General features: G+C 68.7%; 19 protein-coding genes and 1 tRNA gene. 5 read left to right on the plus strand and 15 right to left on the minus strand.

Going from position 1 to position 19,332, the window contains the following annotated elements; genetic code table 11:
• Positions 1–62: 62 nt before the first annotated feature.
• A complete protein-coding gene (locus tag WEF05_00355) occupies positions 63–743 on the minus strand; it encodes a sigma factor-like helix-turn-helix DNA-binding protein (GenBank protein MEX1100351.1) in 681 nt (226 codons plus the stop codon).
• Entirely contained in the window at positions 695–952 is a 258-nt protein-coding gene (locus tag WEF05_00360; GenBank protein ID MEX1100352.1) for a sigma factor, read from the minus strand. Before WEF05_00360 ends, WEF05_00355 begins: the two co-directional genes overlap by 49 nt.
• Before the next feature lie 134 nt (positions 953–1,086).
• On the opposite strand from WEF05_00360, the gene WEF05_00365 reads away from it, so the two are divergent.
• Both WEF05_00365 and WEF05_00370 read left to right on the plus strand, forming a co-directional pair.
• The gene (locus tag WEF05_00365; GenBank protein MEX1100353.1) at positions 1,087–1,287 is read left to right on the plus strand and encodes a hypothetical protein; all 201 of its coding nucleotides are present in this window, start codon (positions 1,087–1,089) and stop codon (positions 1,285–1,287) included.
• Positions 1,287–1,496 (plus strand): hypothetical protein, encoded by a 210-nt coding sequence (locus WEF05_00370; GenBank protein MEX1100354.1) that lies wholly within the window; start codon positions 1,287–1,289, stop codon positions 1,494–1,496. The genes WEF05_00365 and WEF05_00370 overlap by 1 nt, the downstream gene beginning before the upstream one ends.
• A gap of 136 nt (positions 1,497–1,632) precedes the next feature.
• On the opposite strand, the gene WEF05_00375 is transcribed toward WEF05_00370, so the two are convergent.
• The 3 genes from WEF05_00375 to WEF05_00385 form a co-directional block, all read right to left on the minus strand.
• Complete coding sequence (locus WEF05_00375) at positions 1,633–2,181, minus strand: dihydrofolate reductase family protein (protein MEX1100355.1); 549 nt, start codon at positions 2,179–2,181, stop codon at positions 1,633–1,635.
• A gap of 41 nt (positions 2,182–2,222) precedes the next feature.
• The gene (locus tag WEF05_00380; GenBank protein ID MEX1100356.1) at positions 2,223–2,840 is read right to left on the minus strand and encodes a dihydrofolate reductase family protein; all 618 of its coding nucleotides are present in this window, start codon (positions 2,838–2,840) and stop codon (positions 2,223–2,225) included.
• Positions 2,841–3,189: 349 nt separating this feature from the next.
• A tRNA-Asn gene (locus tag WEF05_00385) sits at positions 3,190–3,262 on the minus strand.
• 160 nt (positions 3,263–3,422) lie between these two features.
• Between WEF05_00385 and WEF05_00390 the strand changes: the two genes are divergently transcribed.
• On the plus strand, positions 3,423–3,665 hold the full coding sequence (locus WEF05_00390) for a hypothetical protein (GenBank protein MEX1100357.1): 243 nt from the start codon (positions 3,423–3,425) through the stop codon (positions 3,663–3,665).
• A gap of 24 nt (positions 3,666–3,689) precedes the next feature.
• A complete protein-coding gene (locus WEF05_00395) occupies positions 3,690–4,478 on the plus strand; it encodes an MOSC N-terminal beta barrel domain-containing protein (GenBank protein ID MEX1100358.1) in 789 nt (262 codons plus the stop codon).
• On the opposite strand, the gene rpoD is transcribed toward WEF05_00395, so the two are convergent.
• The 10 genes from rpoD to WEF05_00445 form a co-directional block, all read right to left on the minus strand.
• Complete coding sequence (gene rpoD / locus WEF05_00400; protein ID MEX1100359.1) at positions 4,466–5,770, minus strand: RNA polymerase sigma factor RpoD; 1,305 nt, start codon at positions 5,768–5,770, stop codon at positions 4,466–4,468. The genes WEF05_00395 and rpoD overlap by 13 nt on opposite strands.
• Before the next feature lie 97 nt (positions 5,771–5,867).
• On the minus strand, positions 5,868–7,667 hold the full coding sequence (dnaG, locus tag WEF05_00405) for a DNA primase (GenBank protein MEX1100360.1): 1,800 nt from the start codon (positions 7,665–7,667) through the stop codon (positions 5,868–5,870).
• 24 nt (positions 7,668–7,691) lie between these two features.
• Positions 7,692–8,729 (minus strand): deoxyguanosinetriphosphate triphosphohydrolase, encoded by a 1,038-nt coding sequence (locus WEF05_00410; GenBank protein MEX1100361.1) that lies wholly within the window; start codon positions 8,727–8,729, stop codon positions 7,692–7,694.
• A 377-nt stretch (positions 8,730–9,106) separates the two neighbouring features.
• Positions 9,107–9,448: a hypothetical protein gene (locus WEF05_00415; protein ID MEX1100362.1), complete on the minus strand. Its 342-nt coding sequence runs from the start codon at positions 9,446–9,448 to the stop codon at positions 9,107–9,109.
• Between the two features lie 63 nt (positions 9,449–9,511).
• Positions 9,512–10,144: a YdcF family protein gene (locus WEF05_00420; protein ID MEX1100363.1), complete on the minus strand. Its 633-nt coding sequence runs from the start codon at positions 10,142–10,144 to the stop codon at positions 9,512–9,514.
• Positions 10,145–10,245: 101 nt separating this feature from the next.
• Positions 10,246–12,486, minus strand: a complete 2,241-nt coding sequence (locus tag WEF05_00425; protein MEX1100364.1) for a hypothetical protein — start codon at positions 12,484–12,486, stop codon at positions 10,246–10,248.
• Positions 12,487–12,709: 223 nt separating this feature from the next.
• Positions 12,710–15,418: a pyruvate, phosphate dikinase gene (gene ppdK, locus WEF05_00430; GenBank protein MEX1100365.1), complete on the minus strand. Its 2,709-nt coding sequence runs from the start codon at positions 15,416–15,418 to the stop codon at positions 12,710–12,712.
• Positions 15,419–15,522: 104 nt separating this feature from the next.
• Positions 15,523–16,890, minus strand: a complete 1,368-nt coding sequence (locus WEF05_00435; GenBank protein MEX1100366.1) for a hypothetical protein — start codon at positions 16,888–16,890, stop codon at positions 15,523–15,525.
• Positions 16,891–16,928: 38 nt separating this feature from the next.
• Entirely contained in the window at positions 16,929–17,171 is a 243-nt protein-coding gene (locus tag WEF05_00440; protein ID MEX1100367.1) for a hypothetical protein, read from the minus strand.
• A gap of 5 nt (positions 17,172–17,176) precedes the next feature.
• Positions 17,177–18,475 (minus strand): glycine--tRNA ligase, encoded by a 1,299-nt coding sequence (locus tag WEF05_00445; protein MEX1100368.1) that lies wholly within the window; start codon positions 18,473–18,475, stop codon positions 17,177–17,179.
• A 284-nt stretch (positions 18,476–18,759) separates the two neighbouring features.
• Between WEF05_00445 and WEF05_00450 the strand changes: the two genes are divergently transcribed.
• Positions 18,760–19,329, plus strand: a complete 570-nt coding sequence (locus tag WEF05_00450; GenBank protein ID MEX1100369.1) for a hypothetical protein — start codon at positions 18,760–18,762, stop codon at positions 19,327–19,329.
• Positions 19,330–19,332 lie beyond the last annotated feature (3 nt).

Below are 19,332 nucleotides of genomic sequence, written 5' to 3' on the forward strand. Positions count from 1 at the left end.
GCTTCCTCGAGAGACCCCGTCTGCCGGAACGTATCAGCGGCACGGGGGTCGCTCGGGAGTCGTCATGGATCCACCCCGCCGACGGCCCGCAGGTGGATCAGCTTCTCCGGGTTGCTCACCGCGTGCAGGGTCTGCACCTGGCCGTCGGCGATGTCGAGCGAGACGGCGACCACCGGCTTCCCCTCGGCGTCGAAGAACAGGGCCCCTGGCTGGCCGTTGATCTCGGCCAGCCGCATCTCCACCACGCCCGCACGTTTGCCCAAGGCGGCGCCCCCCTGCAGCAGCCGCGCCACCTTGTCCCGCCCGTGCACCGGGCGCGGGAAGGCCACGCCCTTGCCCCCGCCGTCTGCGTAGGCGACCACATCGGCGGCGAGCAGAGTCAACAACCCCTCCTGGTCGCCGGCTCCGGCCGCCTCGAAGAAGCGCCGGGCGAGCTCCTCGCGGCGCTCGCGCGAGGCCTCGAACCGGGGCGTCCCGTCCTGGACGTGCTTGCGGGCGCGCACGGCGATCTGGCGGCAGTTGTCCTCGGTCTTGCCGACGACCTGGGCGATCTCGTCGTACTCGTATGCGAAGACCTCGCGCAGCAGGAACACGGCTCGCTCGACCGGGGTGAGGTGCTCCAACAACACGAGGAAGCCCATCGAGAGCGAATCAGCCGTCTCGGCGTGCCGCGCGGCATCGGGCTCTGTGTCGGTCACGAGCGGCTCGGGGAGCCACGTGCCGACGTAGCGCTCTCGGCGCACCCGCGCCGAGCGCAGTGATCGATGCTCAGGCGCGTCGTGACCGCCGACAGATAGGCCTTGGGCTGCTCGACCTCGGTGCCCGCGCGGGTCTCGCGATGGAAGCGCAGGAACGCTTCCTGCACGATGTCCTCGGCCTCCGAAGCGGCGCCGAGCATGCGGTAGGCGATCGAGAACATCAGCGGTCTCAGCTCGGTGTAGGACTCATCCACGTGCTGGTTCCTCCTGGAGCGTCGTTCCATCCTCCTCCTTCGACGAGGTAGCAGCTCACCCTGTGACATCTGCGCCATCTGTCACAGGCTCGCCGGCTCTCTCGTCTCGTGGGTGGAACCCGAGAGGAGGATCGATGCCGAAGCACGCAGAAGAGACGACGAAGGACTGGGTTGGTCCCGAGCTGCCGAGCCTGGGCGGCGTCGTGATCGGCTCCATCCTGTTCATGACGGGAGGCATGCTGATCTTCACCATCATCGGCATCCCGCTCGGCATCCCGATGTTCGCGGCGGGCCTGGGCTTGATGCTCACCCCGAAGAAGCGTACGGAACGATGATGTCGGCACTACGGGTCGCGAAGACCCTTCGGCTTCAGGGGATGCCGATCGAGGAGATCCGAGTCGTGCTCACGGCCGACGATCCGGTGGTCGTGCACAGATACCTGGAGCTCCATCACGAGCGGCTGGACGAGCGGTTGGACGAGCAGAGGCGGAACCTCGCCTCGCTCGAGCGCTCGCTCTCGGGGATGCACGGCGAGGTCGCGTAACGGCCACACATCCTCAGCGTCCTGAGCGTCCTGCCGGTCGAGCTCTTCGTGCGCTGCGTTGTTGGTCGAGACTTTGGAAGGCCTCGCGCGAGTTGCTCCATGATGCGGCGGGCTCGGGCCAAGGCAAGCCCGATGGCTACCTTCTCGGCTCGTACCGCATCGCCACCGCCCCCGAGCCGAACTCCAGCCGGCTCACGAGCTTCAAGTCGACATGCTTCGATAGCCCCGCGAACAACGTCGGCCCGTGGCCCGCGAGCCTGGGATGCACCACGAACTCGTACTCATCGATCAATCCCAGCTCCGTCAACGCCAGTGGGAGCTTCACACCTCCCACGAACAGTCCCTTGCCCGACTCCCGCTTGAGTTGCTGAACGGCCTCGCCCAGATCCCCGCGCACGAGTTCCGCGTTCCAATCGACCTGCTCCAGGGTGCTCGACACGACGTACTTCTTTGCCGCGTCGATCGTCCGGGCGAAGGGTTCGATCCAATCAGGTCTCGCTCCCGTCGGCGCCGGCGGCCGCCACGCTGATTCCATCATCTCGTAAGTCACCCGGCCAAAGAGAAGGGCATCGGCCTGGTTGAGGTTGTCGACCGCGTGACGATGCAAGTCTTCGTCCGCGGGGATCGCACGATGATCGCAGCACCCGTCCAATGTGACGTTGATGGAATACCGAAGGGGTCGCATTGGCCGACTCTCACTGACTGCGGCACCAATGTCCACATGCCTCAGTCGGCCGTGGCCGTCTCGTACTGCGGGCGCCCGGTGGGCCGGTATATCTGGATCGTTACCCCCTTCGGGGTGAACCGCGATTCCACCAGGTCGAGCGCTACGTCCGGGCCGGTGTCGGGGAACAGCCGCGTGCCCTGGCCGAGGACCACGGGGCAGACGAGCAGGGTGATCTCGTCGACAAGCTGGTTGTCGAGGAGCCAGCGGATCAGATCGCCACTGCCGTGCACCTGCAGCTCACCCTCCGGCTTGGCTTTCAGCTCGCCGACGGCCGCCGCGACGTCGCCGGAGAGGACGGTCGTGTTCGCCCACTTGGGGTCGAAGGGTGTGGTCGACGCGACGTACTTGGGCCGCGTGTTCAACGCCGTCCAGATCGGGCTGTCGCCCGGATCGTCCCACGTTCCCCAGGAGCCAGCGAAGATCTCGTAGGTCCGCCGGCCGAACAGGAACGCGTCGGCGCACTCGTAGATCTGGTTGAGAAACGCCCCGCCCTCGTTGTCGAACAGCGGCGCGACCCATCCGCCGCGCTCGAATCCGCCCCTGCGGTCCTCATCCGGCCCGCCGAGTCCTTGCATCACGCCGTCGACGGTGACCATCGTGGTGGTCGTCAGTTTCACGGGTTCGTCCTTTCTCTCGTGGTGGTCTCCTCGTCATGACCGTATCGAGGCGCGGATCTCATCGGTCGACGTGGCTCCGTGCTGCAAGTTCACTCTGCCTCCCTCCCGAACACGGGCCGCACGTCGGCGACGTCGTGCTCCTGAACGGACACCGTGAGCACCGCCCGGCGCTGTTCCGTGTCAGGCCCGCTGCTGCTGAAGGTCTCCAGCGCCGCCTGCGCTCCAGGATGCTCGAGCGAGCGCTGCTGATCTAAGCCTGCTCAAGTGGGCAGCCACGCACAGGATGTTCGAGCGACGGGGATGAGCCGATATTCGCCGATCCGGGGATGCAAGACCACGTCGCGAAGGGCTCCGGGGGTGGGACTCGAACCCACAACCTACGGATTAACAGTCCGCCGCTCTGCCGGTTGAGCTACCCCGGAATGGGTGCCGGCCCAGGATACCAACGCTCCCTTGAGCACCTCGCCATGGGTGGTTGGTACGCGTCCTCCAGCCCCACTTCACGCGAGCGGGCCCAGTGCCGTATCGGCTAGGCTGTCCGGCGTCACGCGCACGGTGGACGCGATCAGAGGGGGTCCGAACATGTTCAAGTTCATCGCCGGGGTGCTCATCGGTCTCGCGATCGGCTACAAGCTGTTCCAGCGGATGCTCTCCGACGACCCGAACGTCGTGACCGGCCCGCGCGACACGGGCGGCAGCGGGATGCTGGGGACGCAGGGCCGCCGAATCGCCGAACGCGCTCAGATCGCCGGGCTCGGCGCGATCCAACGCGCGCGGAGCTCGATCCAGGCCCGGCTGGGCGATCCCGACCCCACCTGGAACTAGGATCGCCGGGCGGTCGCTGCGGCCGTGATCGCTCGGATCGCCCGCACCAACGTCACGCCGGTCAAGTCCACGGGACTGACCCACCCCGAACGGATCCGGCTCGATCGCCGCGGCGTTCGCGGCAACCGCGAGTTCGTCTTCCTCCAGTCCGACGGGGCTCGCGTGTCCGGGGTCTCCAAGGCCGCGCTGATGGGAATCCGCTCGACCTACGATCCCCACCGCGACAGGCTCACCCTGTCGATGCCCGACGGCTGCACGGTCGAGGGAGACGCATCCGGCGCCGGCGATGCGCTCGACGTCGAGTTCTACGGCGGTATCACCCACCCCGTCCGGCTGCTCGAGGCACCGGCGCTCGTCGACGCGGCGTCGGGATTCCTGCAGCGTCCCCTGCGGCTCGGCCGCCTGGCCCGGCCCGGTCACGACACGATCGGCGAGCCCGTCAGCCTGCTCTCGCTCAGCTCGGTCCGGGAACTCGCGCGCCGGGCGGGAACCGGCGACATCGACTCCCGGCGGTTCCGCATGCTGATCGAGCTCGAGGAGACCGAGCCGTTCGCCGAGGAATCTTGGCTCGGCCGCACCCTCGTGGCCGGCGACGCGCAACTGCGCATCACCCGGCCCGTCTCACGCTGCGTGATGACGACGATGGACCCCGACTCCGGCGCCCAGGACCTGCCCACCCTCGAGCTCCTCGCGACCCACAAGGGACGCTCGCCGGACGGAACCCTCACGCTCGGCGTGTACGCGGACGTCGTCCGACCGGGAACGCTCACGATCGGCGACATGCTCACGCCCGCTCCCCCCTACTCGAGGTAGTCGCGCAGCTTCTGTGACCGGGACGGGTGCCGCAGCTTCGATAGCGTCTTGCTCTCGATCTGCCGGATCCGTTCGCGGGTCACGCCGAACTCGCGTCCGACCTCTTCCAAGGTGCGCGGGTGCCCGTCCATCAACCCGAACCGGAGCTGGATCACCTTCTTCTCCCGCTCGCTCAGCGTGTGCAGCACACCCTCGAGCTGTTCCTGCAACAGGATGAAGCTGGCCGCGTCGACCGGGACCACCGCGTCGGAGTCCTCGATGAAGTCGCCGAGGTGCGAGTCCTCTTCCTCACCGATCGGCGTCTCCAACGACACCGGCTCTTGCGACACCTTCAGGATCTCGCGAACCTTCTCCGCGCTGATCCCCATCTGCTTGCCGATCTCGTCCGGTGTGGGCTCGCGGCCGAGATCCTGCAACAGCTGGCGCTGGATCCGCACAAGCTTGTTGATCGTCTCGACCATGTGCACCGGGATGCGGATCGTCCGGGCCTGATCGGCGATCGCGCGCGTGATCGCCTGGCGGATCCACCACGTCGCGTACGTCGAGAACTTGAAGCCCTTCGAATGGTCGAACTTCTCCACCGCGCGGATCAGACCGAGGTTGCCCTCCTGGATCAGGTCGAGGAACAGCATGCCGCGTCCGACGTAGCGCTTCGCGATCGAGACGACCAGCCGCAGGTTCGCCTCTATCAGCTTCTTCTTCGCGAGCTGCCCGTCGCGCTCGACCACCCGAAGGAAGTCGAGCAGGTCCTCGCGCGTCTTCGGCTTGTAGCTCTTCGAGATCCGGCGCCGCCCGATGCCCTCGTTCTTGCCGAAGTGCTTGATCTGGTGGTCGCGGATCGCGATCACCTCTTCGACGACGTTGCGGAAGGCCTTCTGGTCGACCTTCTCCTCCTCGCCGGTGGAATACAGCAAGGCGGTGGAGAACTCCCCGGCCTCGATACGCCGAGCCAGGTCGACCTCCTGCGCGGCCGTCAGCAGGGGGACCTTCCCGATCTCCTTGAGGTACATCCGGACCGGATCGTTCGTGGGCGCCTTCAGCAGATCGACCTCGATGCGCGCCTGCGTGGCGGCATCGGTGTCGTCGCCGGGGACCTCGATCACCTCGATCCCCTCGCCGCGCAGGTGCTCCTCGACGGCGGTGAGGAACTCCTCGACCTGTTCGGGGGTGAAGTCGTCGACCGGGACGGATTCGAGGAGATCCTCGGAGGTCACGAAGCCGCGCTCGCGGCCCCGGGCGGTGATCGCCTCTTTCGCCTCGTCCAAGCCCAGGTCACGGGCCACTTCGCTCAACGGTTCTCCTCGATCACGGGGGGACGCAGGTGCCGGGGAAGTGTACGAAACACAGAACGGACTGACCCCCGTGGCCGGGGGTCGTGCCGTGCAACAGTCAAGCGCCGGTCGAAGCCGCCGGCTCGTGCCCGGCGCGGAGCTGTCGCAGCTGTCCGTCGAGGGTCACGAGCCGTCCGAACAGCTCGTCGTACTCCGGGTCGGTCGTGGGGTTCCGCTTCTGCAGCTCGAGCCGGAGCTCGTCGCTCTGGCGTTTCAACAACTGGTGCTGGAGGCTCGCCCACACGCCTTCGGCGTAGGCGAGGGTCGGCGCACCCTCGAGCGGCTCGACCGTGAGCGCCGTGACCTTCGCGACGAGCGGGTCGCCCTCCTCGGCCGTCTCGACGATCCGCTGCACCTCTCCCCCGGCCGTCACGAGCGAGGAGAACAGCGAGCGTTGGGTGCTCGAGCGGAAGTGCTCGGGAACCAGCCGCGGCGCGAACGCGTCCCACAACGAGCGATCGCGTGCGAGCAAACGGAGCATCTCGCGCTCGACCCGCTCCTGGACCGACCCGCGCTTGACCTGCTTCGCCGCCTCGACCGGCCTGCCTTGCATCGCACGGTCGAGGGCGATCAGCACCGAGCTCTCCGAAACTCCCGCGAGCTCGGCGAGCAGGTGCGCGTACTCGCGCTGTCGCACCGGGTCGGTCAATCCGGCCACGACGGGCAGCGCGGCCTGCACGGCCGCCGACTGCCCCTCGACCGTCGACCGGTCGTGGGCGGCCACGGTTCGCCGGATCATGAACTCCACGAGTGGGCGGGCCGACGACGCGGCCTCCTGCAGCGCTCCGGACCCGTGCTCGCGCACGAAGTCCGCCGGGTCCTGACCGTCGGGAAGGATCATCACGACGGCCTGCACGGGGTAGTCCTGGTGGAACGCGTACGCCCGCTCGGCCGCGCGGGCCCCGGCCTCGTCCGAGTCGAACGACAGCACGATGCGCTGCCCGAACCGTGAGAGCAGCCGGAAGTGCTCGGCCCCGAGCGCCGTGCCGCACGTGGCCACCGCGCTCTCGATCCCGGCTTGGGCCATCGCGATCACGTCGGTGTAGCCCTCCACTACGAACGCCTCGCCGCTGCGGGTGATCGCGGCACGGGCGCGGGCGAGGTTGTAGAGGATCTCGCCCTTGCGGTAGATCGGCGTCTCGGCGGTGTTCAGGTACTTCGCCAGGTCGCCCGCCCGTGGATCGCTCGGGAGGATCCGCGCGCCGAACCCGATGTGCTTGCCCGCGAGGTCCTGGATCGGGAAGGTCACCCGGCCGCGGAACCGGTCGCGCACGCCGCCCTTGTCGTCCTTCGTCGCCAGTCCGGCCTCGAGCAGCGTCTCGGGCCCGAACCCCTCCGACAGCCGTCGGAGCAGGAAGTCGGGATACCCGGGCGCGTACCCGATCCGGAACGTATCGATCGCCTCGGACCCGATCCCCCGCGAGGTGAGGTAGTCGCGAGCCTCGGACGCCTCCTTGCCCTCGAGGAGCAAGCGATGGAACAGCCCGGCCGCCTCCTCGTTCGCGCGTTGCAACGCCGCGCGCCGCGATGCCGCCTTGCGGTCGGCCGGGCTCTCGCCCTCGTACCGCAGGGGCACGCCCGCCTCCTTCGCGAGGCGCTCGACGGCCTCGACGAACGACAGCCCCTCGGTCTCCTGCAGGAACCGGACCGCGTCCCCGCCGGCGCCGCACCCGAAGCAGTAGTAGACCTGCTTGGACGGGGAGACGGAGAACGACGGCGACTTCTCCGTGTGGAACGGACACAGCCCGGTCATCGAGTCGTGCCCGCTCTTCTTCAAGGTGAGGTAGTCCGAAACGACCTTCACCAGGTCGGTGCGCTCGCGCACCACCTGCAGGTCGTCGTCCCTGATCCTCGGCACCGGTGTCTCCCTCGCTGCGTCGTGCTAGCCGCGGCTGCCGCCCGGCCCGCCTTCGGGCCGGCTCGCGGGGAGGAAGAGCCGTTCGTAGGTGGTCAGAGCGTACCGGTCGGTCATCCCGGCGACGTAGTCGGCGACCCGGGTCGGCAGGTCGCCCGGCGCCCGATCGTACTCGCCCGGGATCTCGTCGGGGTGCTCGAGGAAGTAGGAGAACAACCGCCGGATCATCTCCATCGCCTCGTCTTGCTCGACCTGGGCCTCGGGCCGCAGGTAGACCTGCTCGAACATGAAGTCGCGAAGCTGGTCGAGCGCCCGGAACACCGGTTCGGTCAGGCGCACCTCCGGCGAGCCCTCGCTGGTCGCCACGAGGTCGGTCACGAGCGTGTTGATCCGCTCTGCGTGGGTGCCCCCGAGCACCTCGAGGGGTCCCGGCGGCAGCGTCGCGGCGTCGAGCACCCCCGCGCGGACCGCGTCGTCGACGTCGTGGTTGATGTAGGCGATCCGGTCGGCGAACCGGACGATCTGCGCCTCGGGTGTCGAGGGCGCCGGCATCGACCAGGGGTGGTGCACGATCCCGTCGCGCACCTCCCAGGTCAGGTTGAGTCCGTCGCCGTCGTTCTCCAGGTGATCGACCACCCGCAGGCTCTGTTCGCTGTGCCGGAACGGCCGGCCCAGGAACGGGGTGAGTGCCGTCTCGCCCAGATGCCCGAACGGTGTGTGGCCGAGGTCGTGACCGAGCCCGATCGCCTCGGCCAGGTCCTCGTTCAGCCGCAACGCGCGCGCCACGGTCCGCGCGATCTGGGTGACTTCGAGCGTGTGGGTGAGCCGCACCCGGTAGTGATCGCCCTCGGGCGCAAGGAACACCTGGGTCTTGTGCTTGAGCCGGCGGAACGCCTTCGCGTGCACGATCCGATCGCGATCGCGCTGGAAGCAGGTGCGCAACGGGTCGTCGGGCTCGGGTCGCTCGCGCCCCTTCGAGTCGGCTGCGAGCGTGGCGAAGCTCGAGAGCGTGTCTCGTTCGATCTGCTCTGTTCGTTCACGAGGGGTCTCACGGGGGGTGCTCACGCGTTCCATGCTACCGGCGCCCGCCGACACGACCTCAGCGACCGAACAACCGGTAGGAGTAGGGGAACGTTTCCCCGCCTACTCCACCGAATCAGGGCTGGCCGCTGGCCATCGCGCCAGCCCGCCGCCCGGCAGGCTCACTGTCAGCTCACCAGCGGGACCGACGAGCTCCCAGGCTTCGAGTCCGGATCCGAGGGACACCTAAGCGTCTGAGCATTCGAGAACTCGAGCGCCAAGGCGCCAGAGGCCTCGATCGGTTGGCCGCACCACGCGATGATGTAGAAGGCCGAGCGCGGCGGGCGCACTCGAGCTGTCCCGGCGAGACGGGTTGAATCATGTATGGATGGTGGTGGGCTGCTCTCTTTTTGCATTGGTCGCTACGGACCGGGCGTCGGCAGAGAGCACTTAGGGGGAAATCCCGACCACGTGCCGCCGAGGTCGGTGCACGTGCGTTGGGGGTCGTCGAACGCCGGAGCCGGGGACGGATCGGGCAACGGGAAACACACCCCGTTGATCAACACGCCTCGGAGCGCGGTGCATGCGATCAAGTTGCGTTGGTCGGCTTCGACCTTTTGTTGCCTCTGCTGCTGTTGTTGCCTCTGCTGCTGGACGTGCCGGTTCCACAACACGCCGCCAACGGCTGCCGTCGCGATGACCACGACGATCGCCAGCGCCGCCCAAGCGCGGGTGCGACGCGGGTTGGATGGGTTGTCGACCATACGGAATCACTACCACACACCGATGGCACGTGGCGCCTTCGATGCACCCGACGGTCGCTCCTTTCACCAGCACAGAATCCCGTATTCCGGTGTCCTTTGGATGCAGTAATACATGTAGGCGAAGGTCTCCCGCAGGTATCCCGGAACCCGCGTTCGCTCCGACGTGGCGGCCGACTGCCAGGTGGCCGATGCGTATGCCTCGATCCCGAGGTCGGAGGCCATCCTCCGGATGCGCAGGTTGTGCCACGGATCGGACACGAGGAACGCGGAGTCCAGGCCGGCGTCGCGCATCGTCCGGGCCGTGGACCGCAGGCTCTCGAAGGTCGTCGACCCCTCCCCGACCGCCAGCACAGAGGCTTCCGGCAGGCCGGCCTCGAGCAGGTAGCCGCGCCCTGCATCCGCCTCCGTGGTGCTGTCGCCGGGGGCGCCGCCGCCGATCACGAGCACGGTGTCGGCCCGGTCCTGCTCGTAGAGGAGCTGCGCGTGGTCGAGCCGGCCCGCGAACACCGGTGAGGGCTCCCCGTCGTACTGCGCGGCACCGAGGACGACGATCGCGTCGACCCGCTCGACGTGGCTCGCATCGTCGGCATGGGCCGCGCGCCAGACGGCGATGCCGGTGACCGCGATCACACCGACGACCAGCAGCAGCACGCCGACGATGACGGAGACGACCGGGTGGCGACGCAACGAGCCCACGCGGCCCACCCTACTCGGGGCTGCCCTGACGCCCGGGCGCACCGAACGCCGAGGGCCCCGCCCGGCGTGCGGACGGGGCCCTCGAACGGCGCTGCTCTCGGTTAGGCGCCCGGGAAGACCGCGTAGCCGCGATGTCCCTTCGTCGCGATCCGCAGGCTGTCTCCGCCGACGATCAGGCCCGCGGGTCCGATCGACATGTCGAAGATCCCGCGGTACCCGCCCGCGCCCGGGTCCCACGCGAGCGGAGCGCCGGTGCTCGGGTTCAGAGCCGCGAGCTGGAACCGGTCCACGCGCGGGTTCGCGCCGTCGGCCACGTCTTCGAAGTGGCCACCGATGTAGACCGCGTCGCTCCCGACCGCGACCGTTTCGATCGCGTCCTGCACGTCGTTCGACCACGACGGCGGGACGTTGCCGGTGCCCGTCGTGGGGAACTTCGCGATGTTCGAGGCCGGCGTGCCGGTCGGTCCCGCGGTGGTCACGTATACAGCCGAGTCGTCGGGGGAGACGTCGAGCTTCCGCCCGAGCGCTCCGCTGCCGGAGGCGAAGAAGGTCGGCGCCCACCCCGTCACCGTGTTGTCGGTCGTGTTGATCTTCGCCGTGTCCGTCCGCACGAGTCCGTCGACGTCGGTGAAGTTGCCGCTGATGAACAGGCTCTGGCCGTTCGAGGTCAGGTCCACGTCGCGGACCCCGCCGTCGACGTTAAGCGTGAACCCGGGATCGACCGCGGCGGTCGTGGCATCGAGCTGCGCCAGCCGTCTGTGCACGACTCCACCGACCTTCGTGAATCCGCCGCCGACGAACAGCTTGTTGCCGGTGACGGCCAGTGAGTAGACCTCGAGCTTGTTCACCACAGGGTCCGCGAACGCGCCCACGAGCGCGCCCGTGCTGGCGTTGAACTTCGCCACGCGGGTACGCGACTGTCCACCCGCCTGCGTGAACGAGCCTCCGGCGAATAGCGACAAGCCGTCCGAGGATGCCGCGAGGGCGTTCACCGGTCCGTTGACCACGGGGTTGAAGCCGGCCTCGAGCGCGCCGGTCGCTGCGTTCACCGCCACCAGGTACTGACGGTTCTCACCGCCGTAGGCGCGGAAGGCTCCTCCCATGAAGAGCTTGGTCCCGACGGTAAGCATCGTGTTGACGCCGGCCTTGGGGTTCGTCGAGAACCCGTTGAAGATCGGCGGCTGCCAATCCGTCGTTTTGCCGGTCGTGAGGTCGACCTGCGCGATGAGGCGAAGGGCCTGCTTGCTCTTGTGGTTGAACGTCCCGCCGTACCACAGCTTGTCGGCGGCGGCCTCGATCGTGAAGACCGTTCCGGACGTCTGGGAGTTGTTCAGCGCGGTGATCGCCCCGGTGCTGGGGTTCAATCCCACGATGCCGCGTACGGCCCCGCCGGCGATGTTCTTGAACGCGCCGCCGGCGTACAGCGTGTTCCCGTTCGGCGAGCGCTCAAGGTCGTAGATCGTGTTGTCTGCCTGCCCGTTCAACGGCTGGATCGCCCCGGTGCTGATCAGGAACGACGCCAGCCGGCCACGGTTCTGCCCGGCGAACTGCTGGAACGCGCCGCCGACGTACATCTGGATCCCGTCGCCGCTGATCTCGAGGTCGTACACCGTGCCGGTCGGGCCGGGGTTGAACGCGGTGGCGTTGCCGCTGGTGATCCCCACCGAGCCTAGGCGCGCTCGCGACTGCCCCTGCAGGGTCGTGTACTCACCGCCGACGAACAGGGTGGTTCCCGACAGCGCGAGGGCGCGGACCACACCACCGGCGTTCGTTACGCCGTTCCAGTTCAGGCTGCCGCCGGTGGAGTTCACGCGCGCCAACCCGATGCGGGGCTGCCCCGCGACGGTGTCGAAGTCTCCGCCGATGAAGACGTTGCCCGTTCCCGCGTCGCGCTGGAGAGCGTAGACGGGGCCGTCGGGGTTCGGAGCGAACGCCGTGACGGAGTTGTTCGACGCGACCTGCGCGACGTTCGCGCGTGCCTGGCCCCCCACCATGGAGAAGCTGCCGCCGATGATGACACCACCGGACCCGTCGGGGATCGCGACGTTGATCGTGCCGTTGACCTCCGGGAACTGCGTCATCGCCCCGAGGCCGTTCGGGTCGGCGTAGCCACCGGCGCCATTGAACGCGGGACCGACCCAGCGGAAGTTGCCGCCGAGGTAGATCCTCGTGCCGACCTGCAGGACGGCCTTGACCTCGCGGTCGCCGATCTGCAGCGGGGTCGGGTTCGGCGTCGCGGACGCGACCGCGAAGGCCGTCGAGGGAAGGGCGAGGATCACGAGCGACGCGGCGACGAGCGCGGTCAACGTTCGCCTCGCGATCCGGGGGGTGGCTACGTGCACGGTGTTCCTCCTTGATTCGAGGGCACAGAACCCCGGCCTGTCCGGCACCGGACAGCGGTCGGAGTCGCCCGAGGGGCCTACGACGAGCTGGATACTACTCGTCCCCCGGGGCGCGGGACCATACGGCGAACGCTCGCTTGCACTACACCGAAAGCCCTAGGCGTCGCACCCAGGTGCCCCGCAACGGGTCGCGAGCACCACGACCTCCGGGGGCGGCGCCGACCTACTTCGAGGCGACCTCGGCATCCCCGACCGCCGCCTGGCCGGCGGCCAGACGCGCGGTCTCCACGCGGAACGGCGAGCAGCTCACGTAGTCGAGCCCCAGCTCGTGGCAGAAGAACACCGACGCCGGATCACCCCCGTGCTCGCCGCAGATGCCCAGGTGCAGGTGACCGTTCGCGGCGCGGCCCTCGTCGGCCGCGATCCGCATCAGGCGGCCGGTACCCGCGCGATCGATCGTCACGAAGGGATTGGCGGGCACGAGCTTGCGCTCCTCGTACATCGCCACGAACTTCCCGATGTCGTCGCGGCTGAACCCGAACGCGGTCTGGGTCAGGTCGTTCGTCCCGAACGAGAAGAAATCGGCGACCTCGGCGATCTCCCCCGCGGTCACCGCGGCGCGGGGCAGCTCGATCATCGTTCCCCACTCGAGGTGGCTGAGCGTCACCCGTTCGCGTTCGAGGATCTCGGTCGCGATCGGCTCCAGCTCGGCGCGCATCTGCTCCAGCTCGGGCCGGGTCGCGACGAGCGGGATCATGATCTCGACCTTCGGGTTGCCGCCGGACGCCTGCACACGCACCGCGGCCTCGACGATCGCGCGGACCTGCATCGCGTACAGCCCGGGCTTGACGATGCCCAGCCGCACGCCACGCAGACCGAGCATCGGATTGGCCTCGTGCAACTCACGCACCTTCTGCAGCACCAGCCGCTGCTCGTCGAGCTCGGGACCAAGCTCTCCGCGGACCTCGGCTGACGCGACCTCGACCGACAGCTCCGTCATGTCGGGCAGGAACTCGTGCAGCGGCGGGTCGAGCAGCCGGACCGTCACCGGGAGCCCGCTCATCGCCGTGAAGATGCCGACGAAGTCCTCACGCTGCAGCGGGAGGAGCGCATCGTAGGCCTCCTGCTCCTCGTCCGCGCTCTCCGCGAAGATCATCTTCCGCACCGCGAGCACCCGCTCCGATCCGAGGAACATGTGCTCGGTGCGGCACAGGCCGATCCCCTCGGCGCCGCGTTCGCGGGCGTTGGTCGACTGGTCGGGTGTGTCGGCGTTCGCGCGTACCCGAAGGCGACGTCGTGCGTCCGCGTGCCGCATCAGCCGTTCGAACGCCTTCCAGATCTCCTGCTGCCGTGCGTCCACGTCGCCCGCTCGCGCCTTCTCGAGCACGGACTCCTCGAGCGGAAGCTCACCGAGGTACACGTTGCCGGTGAAGCCGTCGATCGTGATCACGTCACCTTCGGCGACCTTCACCCCGTGCGCGGCGAACGTCTTCGACGCCATGTCCAGCTTGATCGCGTCTGCGCCGCAGACGGCGGGGATCCCCTCACCGCGCGCGACGACCGCCGCGTGGGAGTTCGTTCCGCCGGCCGAGGTCAGGATGCCCTGTGCGGCGATCATGCCGTGGTAGTCGTCGGGCGTGGTCTCGCGTCGGACGAGGATCACGCGCTCACCGTTCTCGCCCTGTGCGGCGGCGTCGTCGGCCGTGAACACGACCGTCCCGGTCGCGGCTCCCGGGCTCGCGTTCAGGCCGGTCGCGATCGGCTCGGCGTCCGACCCCTCGGCGATCACCTGCTTGAACAGCTCCTCGAGACGGTTCGCGTCGACGCGCTGCAAGGCGGTGTCCTCGTCGATCATGCCCTCGTCGAGCATCTCGTAGGCCATCACCCACTCGCCGAAGGCCGTTCGCTTGCCGATCCGCGTCTGCAGGATCCACAAGCGGCCCTTCTCGATCGTGAATTCGATATCGCACATGTCGCGGTAGTGGTTCTCCAGCGTCGTCATCATCTCGCGGAGCTTCGCGTAGCTGTCGGCATCGAGCTTCTCGAGGTCGGTCAGCGGCAGTGTGTTGCGGATGCCCGCGACGACATCTTCGCCCTGCGCGTTCTGCAGGTAGTCGCCGTAGGGCACCTTCTCCCCGGTCGAGGGATCGCGCGTGAACGCCACCCCCGTTCCCGAGTCCATCCCCCGGTTGCCGAACACCATCGCGACGATGTTCACCGCCGTCCCGAGGTCGTCCGAGATCTTGTTCTGGCGGCGGTAGTCGATCGCACGCCTGCCGTTCCACGAGGAGAAGACCGCCTCGATCGCGAGGAACATCTGGCGACGTGGATCGGTCGGGAAGTCCTCGCCCACGCGGGATCGGTAGACCCCCTTGAACACCTCGACGAGCTTTTTGAGATCGTCGGCATCGAGGTCGGTGTCCTGGGCGCCGGAGAACTTCGCTTCCTTCGCCTTCTCCAGCTCGTCCTCGAAGGCGTCGGCCGGCACGTCCATCACGATCTTGCCGAACATCTGGATGAAGCGCCGGTAGGAGTCCCACGCGAAGCGCCAGTCGCCCTCGGTCTGCTTCGCGAGACCCTGGACCGAGTCGTCGTTCATGCCGAGGTTCAGGACCGTGTCCATCATCCCCGGCATCGAGAACTTCGCTCCGGAGCGCACCGAGACGAGCAGCGGGTCGTCGGCGTCCCCGAGCTTCTTGCCCATCGCCTGCTCGAGGGTCTGCAGATGGATCTCGGTCTCCGCCTCGAGCGCGTCGTCGATCGTTCCCCCGCCGCCGGCCAGGTAGGCCAGGCACGCCTCCGTGGTGATCGTGAACCCGGGCGGCACCGCCAGGCCCATGTTCGTCATCTCCGCCAGGTTGGCGCCCTTGCCACCCAGCAGATCCTTCATGTCCTTGTTACCTTCACTGAAGTCGTACACGTACTTCGTCATCTGGGTGCCTCTCCTCCGGCGCCTGGGAACGTCTCACGGGTGGGGTTCGACCCAGTCTACGGAACGACGGCGACCGCCCCTCCACCGTCGCGGCGCCGACTCCTCTAAGGCGTGGCCGCGGGCCGGGCCGACGCGCTCCACTCGCGCAACGAGGCGACCAGGGTGGGGATGCGCTCCTCGCCGGCGCCACCCGGCGACCAGAACACGACCGAAACGGCGCCCGTCGGTTCCTCGACGACCTCGCCGGCCTGCCCTGCCTCGGCGAGCCACCGGCGAACCGCCCCGGCGAACGCCGCCGCGTCCTCGGGCGTGTCCCAGACCGTGCGCAGCACCGTCACCGCGTCCTGGCCCGCGCCCCACGAGCGAGCGACACCGCCGTCCCATCCGGCCGCGGCGGCATCCGCATCGGCGGCGTCCAGGCGGAGACCGAGCATCGTCGCGAGCCAGGCCTCCCCGACGTCCTCCACGTCGAGGTCGCTCCAGCCCTCGCCGAGCGCCGGTGAGAGATCCGGCACCTCGACCTGCTGCGGGGCATCGTCGGGGAAGCGCTCGGGGTGCAGCACCTGCTCGGTCGACACCGGCGGGTTGCGCAGCACGTCCTCGATCGCGGCTTCCCCGTCCGCCTGCGCGAGCCCGGTCACGAACCCCTGTCCGGCGGTGTAGGACCACAGCTGCATCTCCACCACGAACGGAGGCACGTCCTCGAGCGAACCACCCTGCTGCTCGAGCGCGAGGGACCCGAGCTCGGCGAGGTCGAGGTGCTCGACCACGTAGCGGGTCATGAAGTGCTGGGCGCTCCCCTCGACCGTCGCGCGCATCGCCTGGGCCTGCTCGTCCTTGCACCTCGCTCCCAGGGACGCGATCCGTCCGATGTCGAAGTGCTGATCGTCGAGCGCGTGCGTCAGCTCGTGGGCGAGCGTCGCCTCCCCGAGGGCGTCCAGCTCGCCGCCACCGCCGTCGGAGACTACGACGAGCTGGCCGGTCTCGGGCACGTAGTACCCGGCCACCTGGCCACCGAGGAAGGACCGCAGCGCCTCCCCCAGGGACGCATCCTCCGGCAGCACGCCGATCGTGCGGTAGACGATCGTCTTGCGTTCCAGGTAGTCCGCCGGCGCGGAGCGCTCCAACTCGCGGCCTGTCGCGTCGGCGACCTCCTCCCGCGTGAGTTGGCGTACCGGCACGGGATCGAGGAACCGCAGCCCTCGGATGTCCGCGATCCTCTGCTCGACCTCGCGGACCGACGCGGGGACCGGGCCCTCGTCCGGCACGGATCCGCCCTCGGCCGAACCCGGAGCCGGGCAGAGGGTCCGGCGCGCCTCGGCAGTCGTGACCTCGCCGACCGGGAGCGCCCGGACCTGCGATGCCTCCGGCGTCGGCACCGGCGTGAGGGAGGCCGCCGCCTCGCGGAGAGGACGGTCACCCGTGCACCCCGCCAGGAGCGCCACACCGACGAACGCCGCGACCCCGGCCACGATCGTCCGCCTCGTCCGAGACGGGCGTTGCCTGCGGCTCATCGCCTGTGAGGCAGGAACACCGCAGCGACGGCGCTCACGACCGCGAGCGCCGACAGCACGATCGACAGCCAGAAGTGCGACGTCGAGAACCCCACGATCGCCCCGAGTCCGATCACCACGACGGAAGCGATCAACAGCGCGAACGCGATCAGGTACAGGACGATCGAACGCGGCGTCGTCGATCCCTCGTCCACTTCGGTCACCTCGTCTACCTCGGTCACCTCGTCTACCTCGGTCACCTCGGTCACAGACGCTCCCGGAGGTAGCCGACGAGCGCGTCGATCCCGATCCGGTCCTGCTGCATCGTGTCTCGCTCACGGACCGTCACCTGCCGGTCCTCGAGGGAGTCGAAGTCGACCGTCACGCAGAACGGCGTGCCGACCTCGTCCTGGCGGCGGTACCGCCGTCCGATCGCGCCCGCGTCGTCGTAGTCGCACATCCACTCCGGTTTCACGAGATCGAATACGCGTCGCGCCTCGGGCACCAACGTGTCCTTGCGCGAGAGCGGGAGCACCGCGACCTTGATCGGTGCGAGATCGCGGTGCAGTCCGAGGACGGTACGCGTGTCCGTGTCGCCCTTCGCGGTCGGCGCCTGCTCCTCGCGGTACGCATCGAGCAGGAACGTGAGCAGCGCCCGGTCGACGCCCACGGCGGGCTCGACGACGAACGGCGCGTACCGTCGTTCGTGTTCCTGATCGAAGTAGGACAGATCCTGTCCACTCGCCTCACTGTGGTGGCGAAGGTCGTAGTCGGTCCGGTTCGCGATCCCCTCGACCTCGCCCCAACCGAACGGGAACTCGTACTCGACGTCGGTCGCCGCCTTGGCGTAGTGCGCGAGCTCGTCGGGATCGTGCGGCCGCAGCCGCAACCGGTCCTTGCGCACCCCGAGGTCGAGGAACCACTGGAGCCGTTCGTTCACCCAGTAGTCGAACCACTCGTCGTCGGTGCCGGGCTCGACGAAGAACTCCATCTCCATCTGCTCGAACTCGCGGGTCCGGAAGATGAAGTTCCCGGGCGTGATCTCGTTGCGGAAGCTCTTGCCGATCTGTGCGATCCCGAACGGGATCTTCTTGCGAGAAGCCTGCTGGACCGTGGCGAAGTCGACGAACATCCCCTGCGCCGTCTCGGGACGAAGGTACGCGACGTGCTCGTCGTCGGCGACCGGTCCGAGATGCGTTGAGAACATCAGGTTGAACTGCTTCGGCTCGGTGAACGCGGTGCCACCGCAGTTGCCGCACACGCGCTCGGCGAGCTCGTCCTCCCGGTACCGGCGATGGCAGTTCGTGCATTCGATCAACGGGTCCGAGAACCCCGACACGTGCCCGGAGGCCTCCCACACCTTCGGGGAGGAGATCACCGCAGCCTCGAGCCCGACGATGTCGTCGCGCAACTGCACCATCGACCGCCACCAGGCGTCCCGGATGTTCCGCCGGAACTCGACGCCGAGGGGTCCGTAGTCCCAGCTCGAGCGCAAGCCCCCGTACAGCTCGGAGGACTGGAACGCGATCCCCCGGCGCTTGGCCAACGAGGTCACGGCCTCCATGCGCTCGGTCCCGTTCGATCGGTCGGTCACGGGCAGTTCACCGCTCTCCCTCGTGTGTGGCCTCGTGCCTCGAGCCCCGCGTCTCCGTACGCACGACGCGCGGGGCACCCGCTGCCTCGGCGCTCCGGCGCACCCATCGTACCCGCGCCGAACGGCGCCCCCGAACCGACCGATGGCCTCTTGCGCAGGCGGTTCCCGCGGGGGTACGTTCGGGCCCCCTCTGGGAGCCCCCGGGCAACGGGCGCCCGGATAACCGGCCCCCCGGGACGTGGAAAGGCGGCGACATGTCCACGTGCAGCGTGTGTGGGGCTGCGCTCTCTCCGCAGCTCGCGTGGTGCGGACAGTGCTTCTCACCGGTCGCGAACATGCGACCGGATCGCTCGTACCGGCGGACCAGCGAGCGGCCGGGAGACCCGGTCATCACCCTTCCGGCGACGACGACGATGCCCGAACGGACCGCGGGCGGCCTCGTGATCGTCCCGCCGACCCCGACCGTCGGCTTCCGTCCGACGGCCGGTCCCCGGCCACAGGTCGAACCCCAGAGCGCGAGCCTCGGCGTGGTCGGCAAGCTCGTGGTGACCGCGATCGTCCTCGGGACGGGGGCGGCGATCACGCTCGGACTCGAGGGGTTCCGCGACCAGCTGGGCGATCTGGCCGGCGCGATCGAGCTGGTCGTGCTCGGGGCGTACACGATCCTCGCGGCGATCGTGCTGTGGTTCACCTGGCGTACCTCGCCGCACTCGCGGGTCGCGGAACGCAGCGGATCGATCGCGACCTACCGGTCCGCGATGCCCCGGCCGGACGTGGTGCGGATCGACGAGGCGCCCGTCGATCGCGACGCCGGCCGCCGGTAGCGG

The organism is Actinomycetota bacterium (assembly GCA_040881665.1).
In the GTDB taxonomy this organism is placed as follows: domain Bacteria; phylum Actinomycetota; class UBA4738; order UBA4738; family HRBIN12; genus JBBDWR01.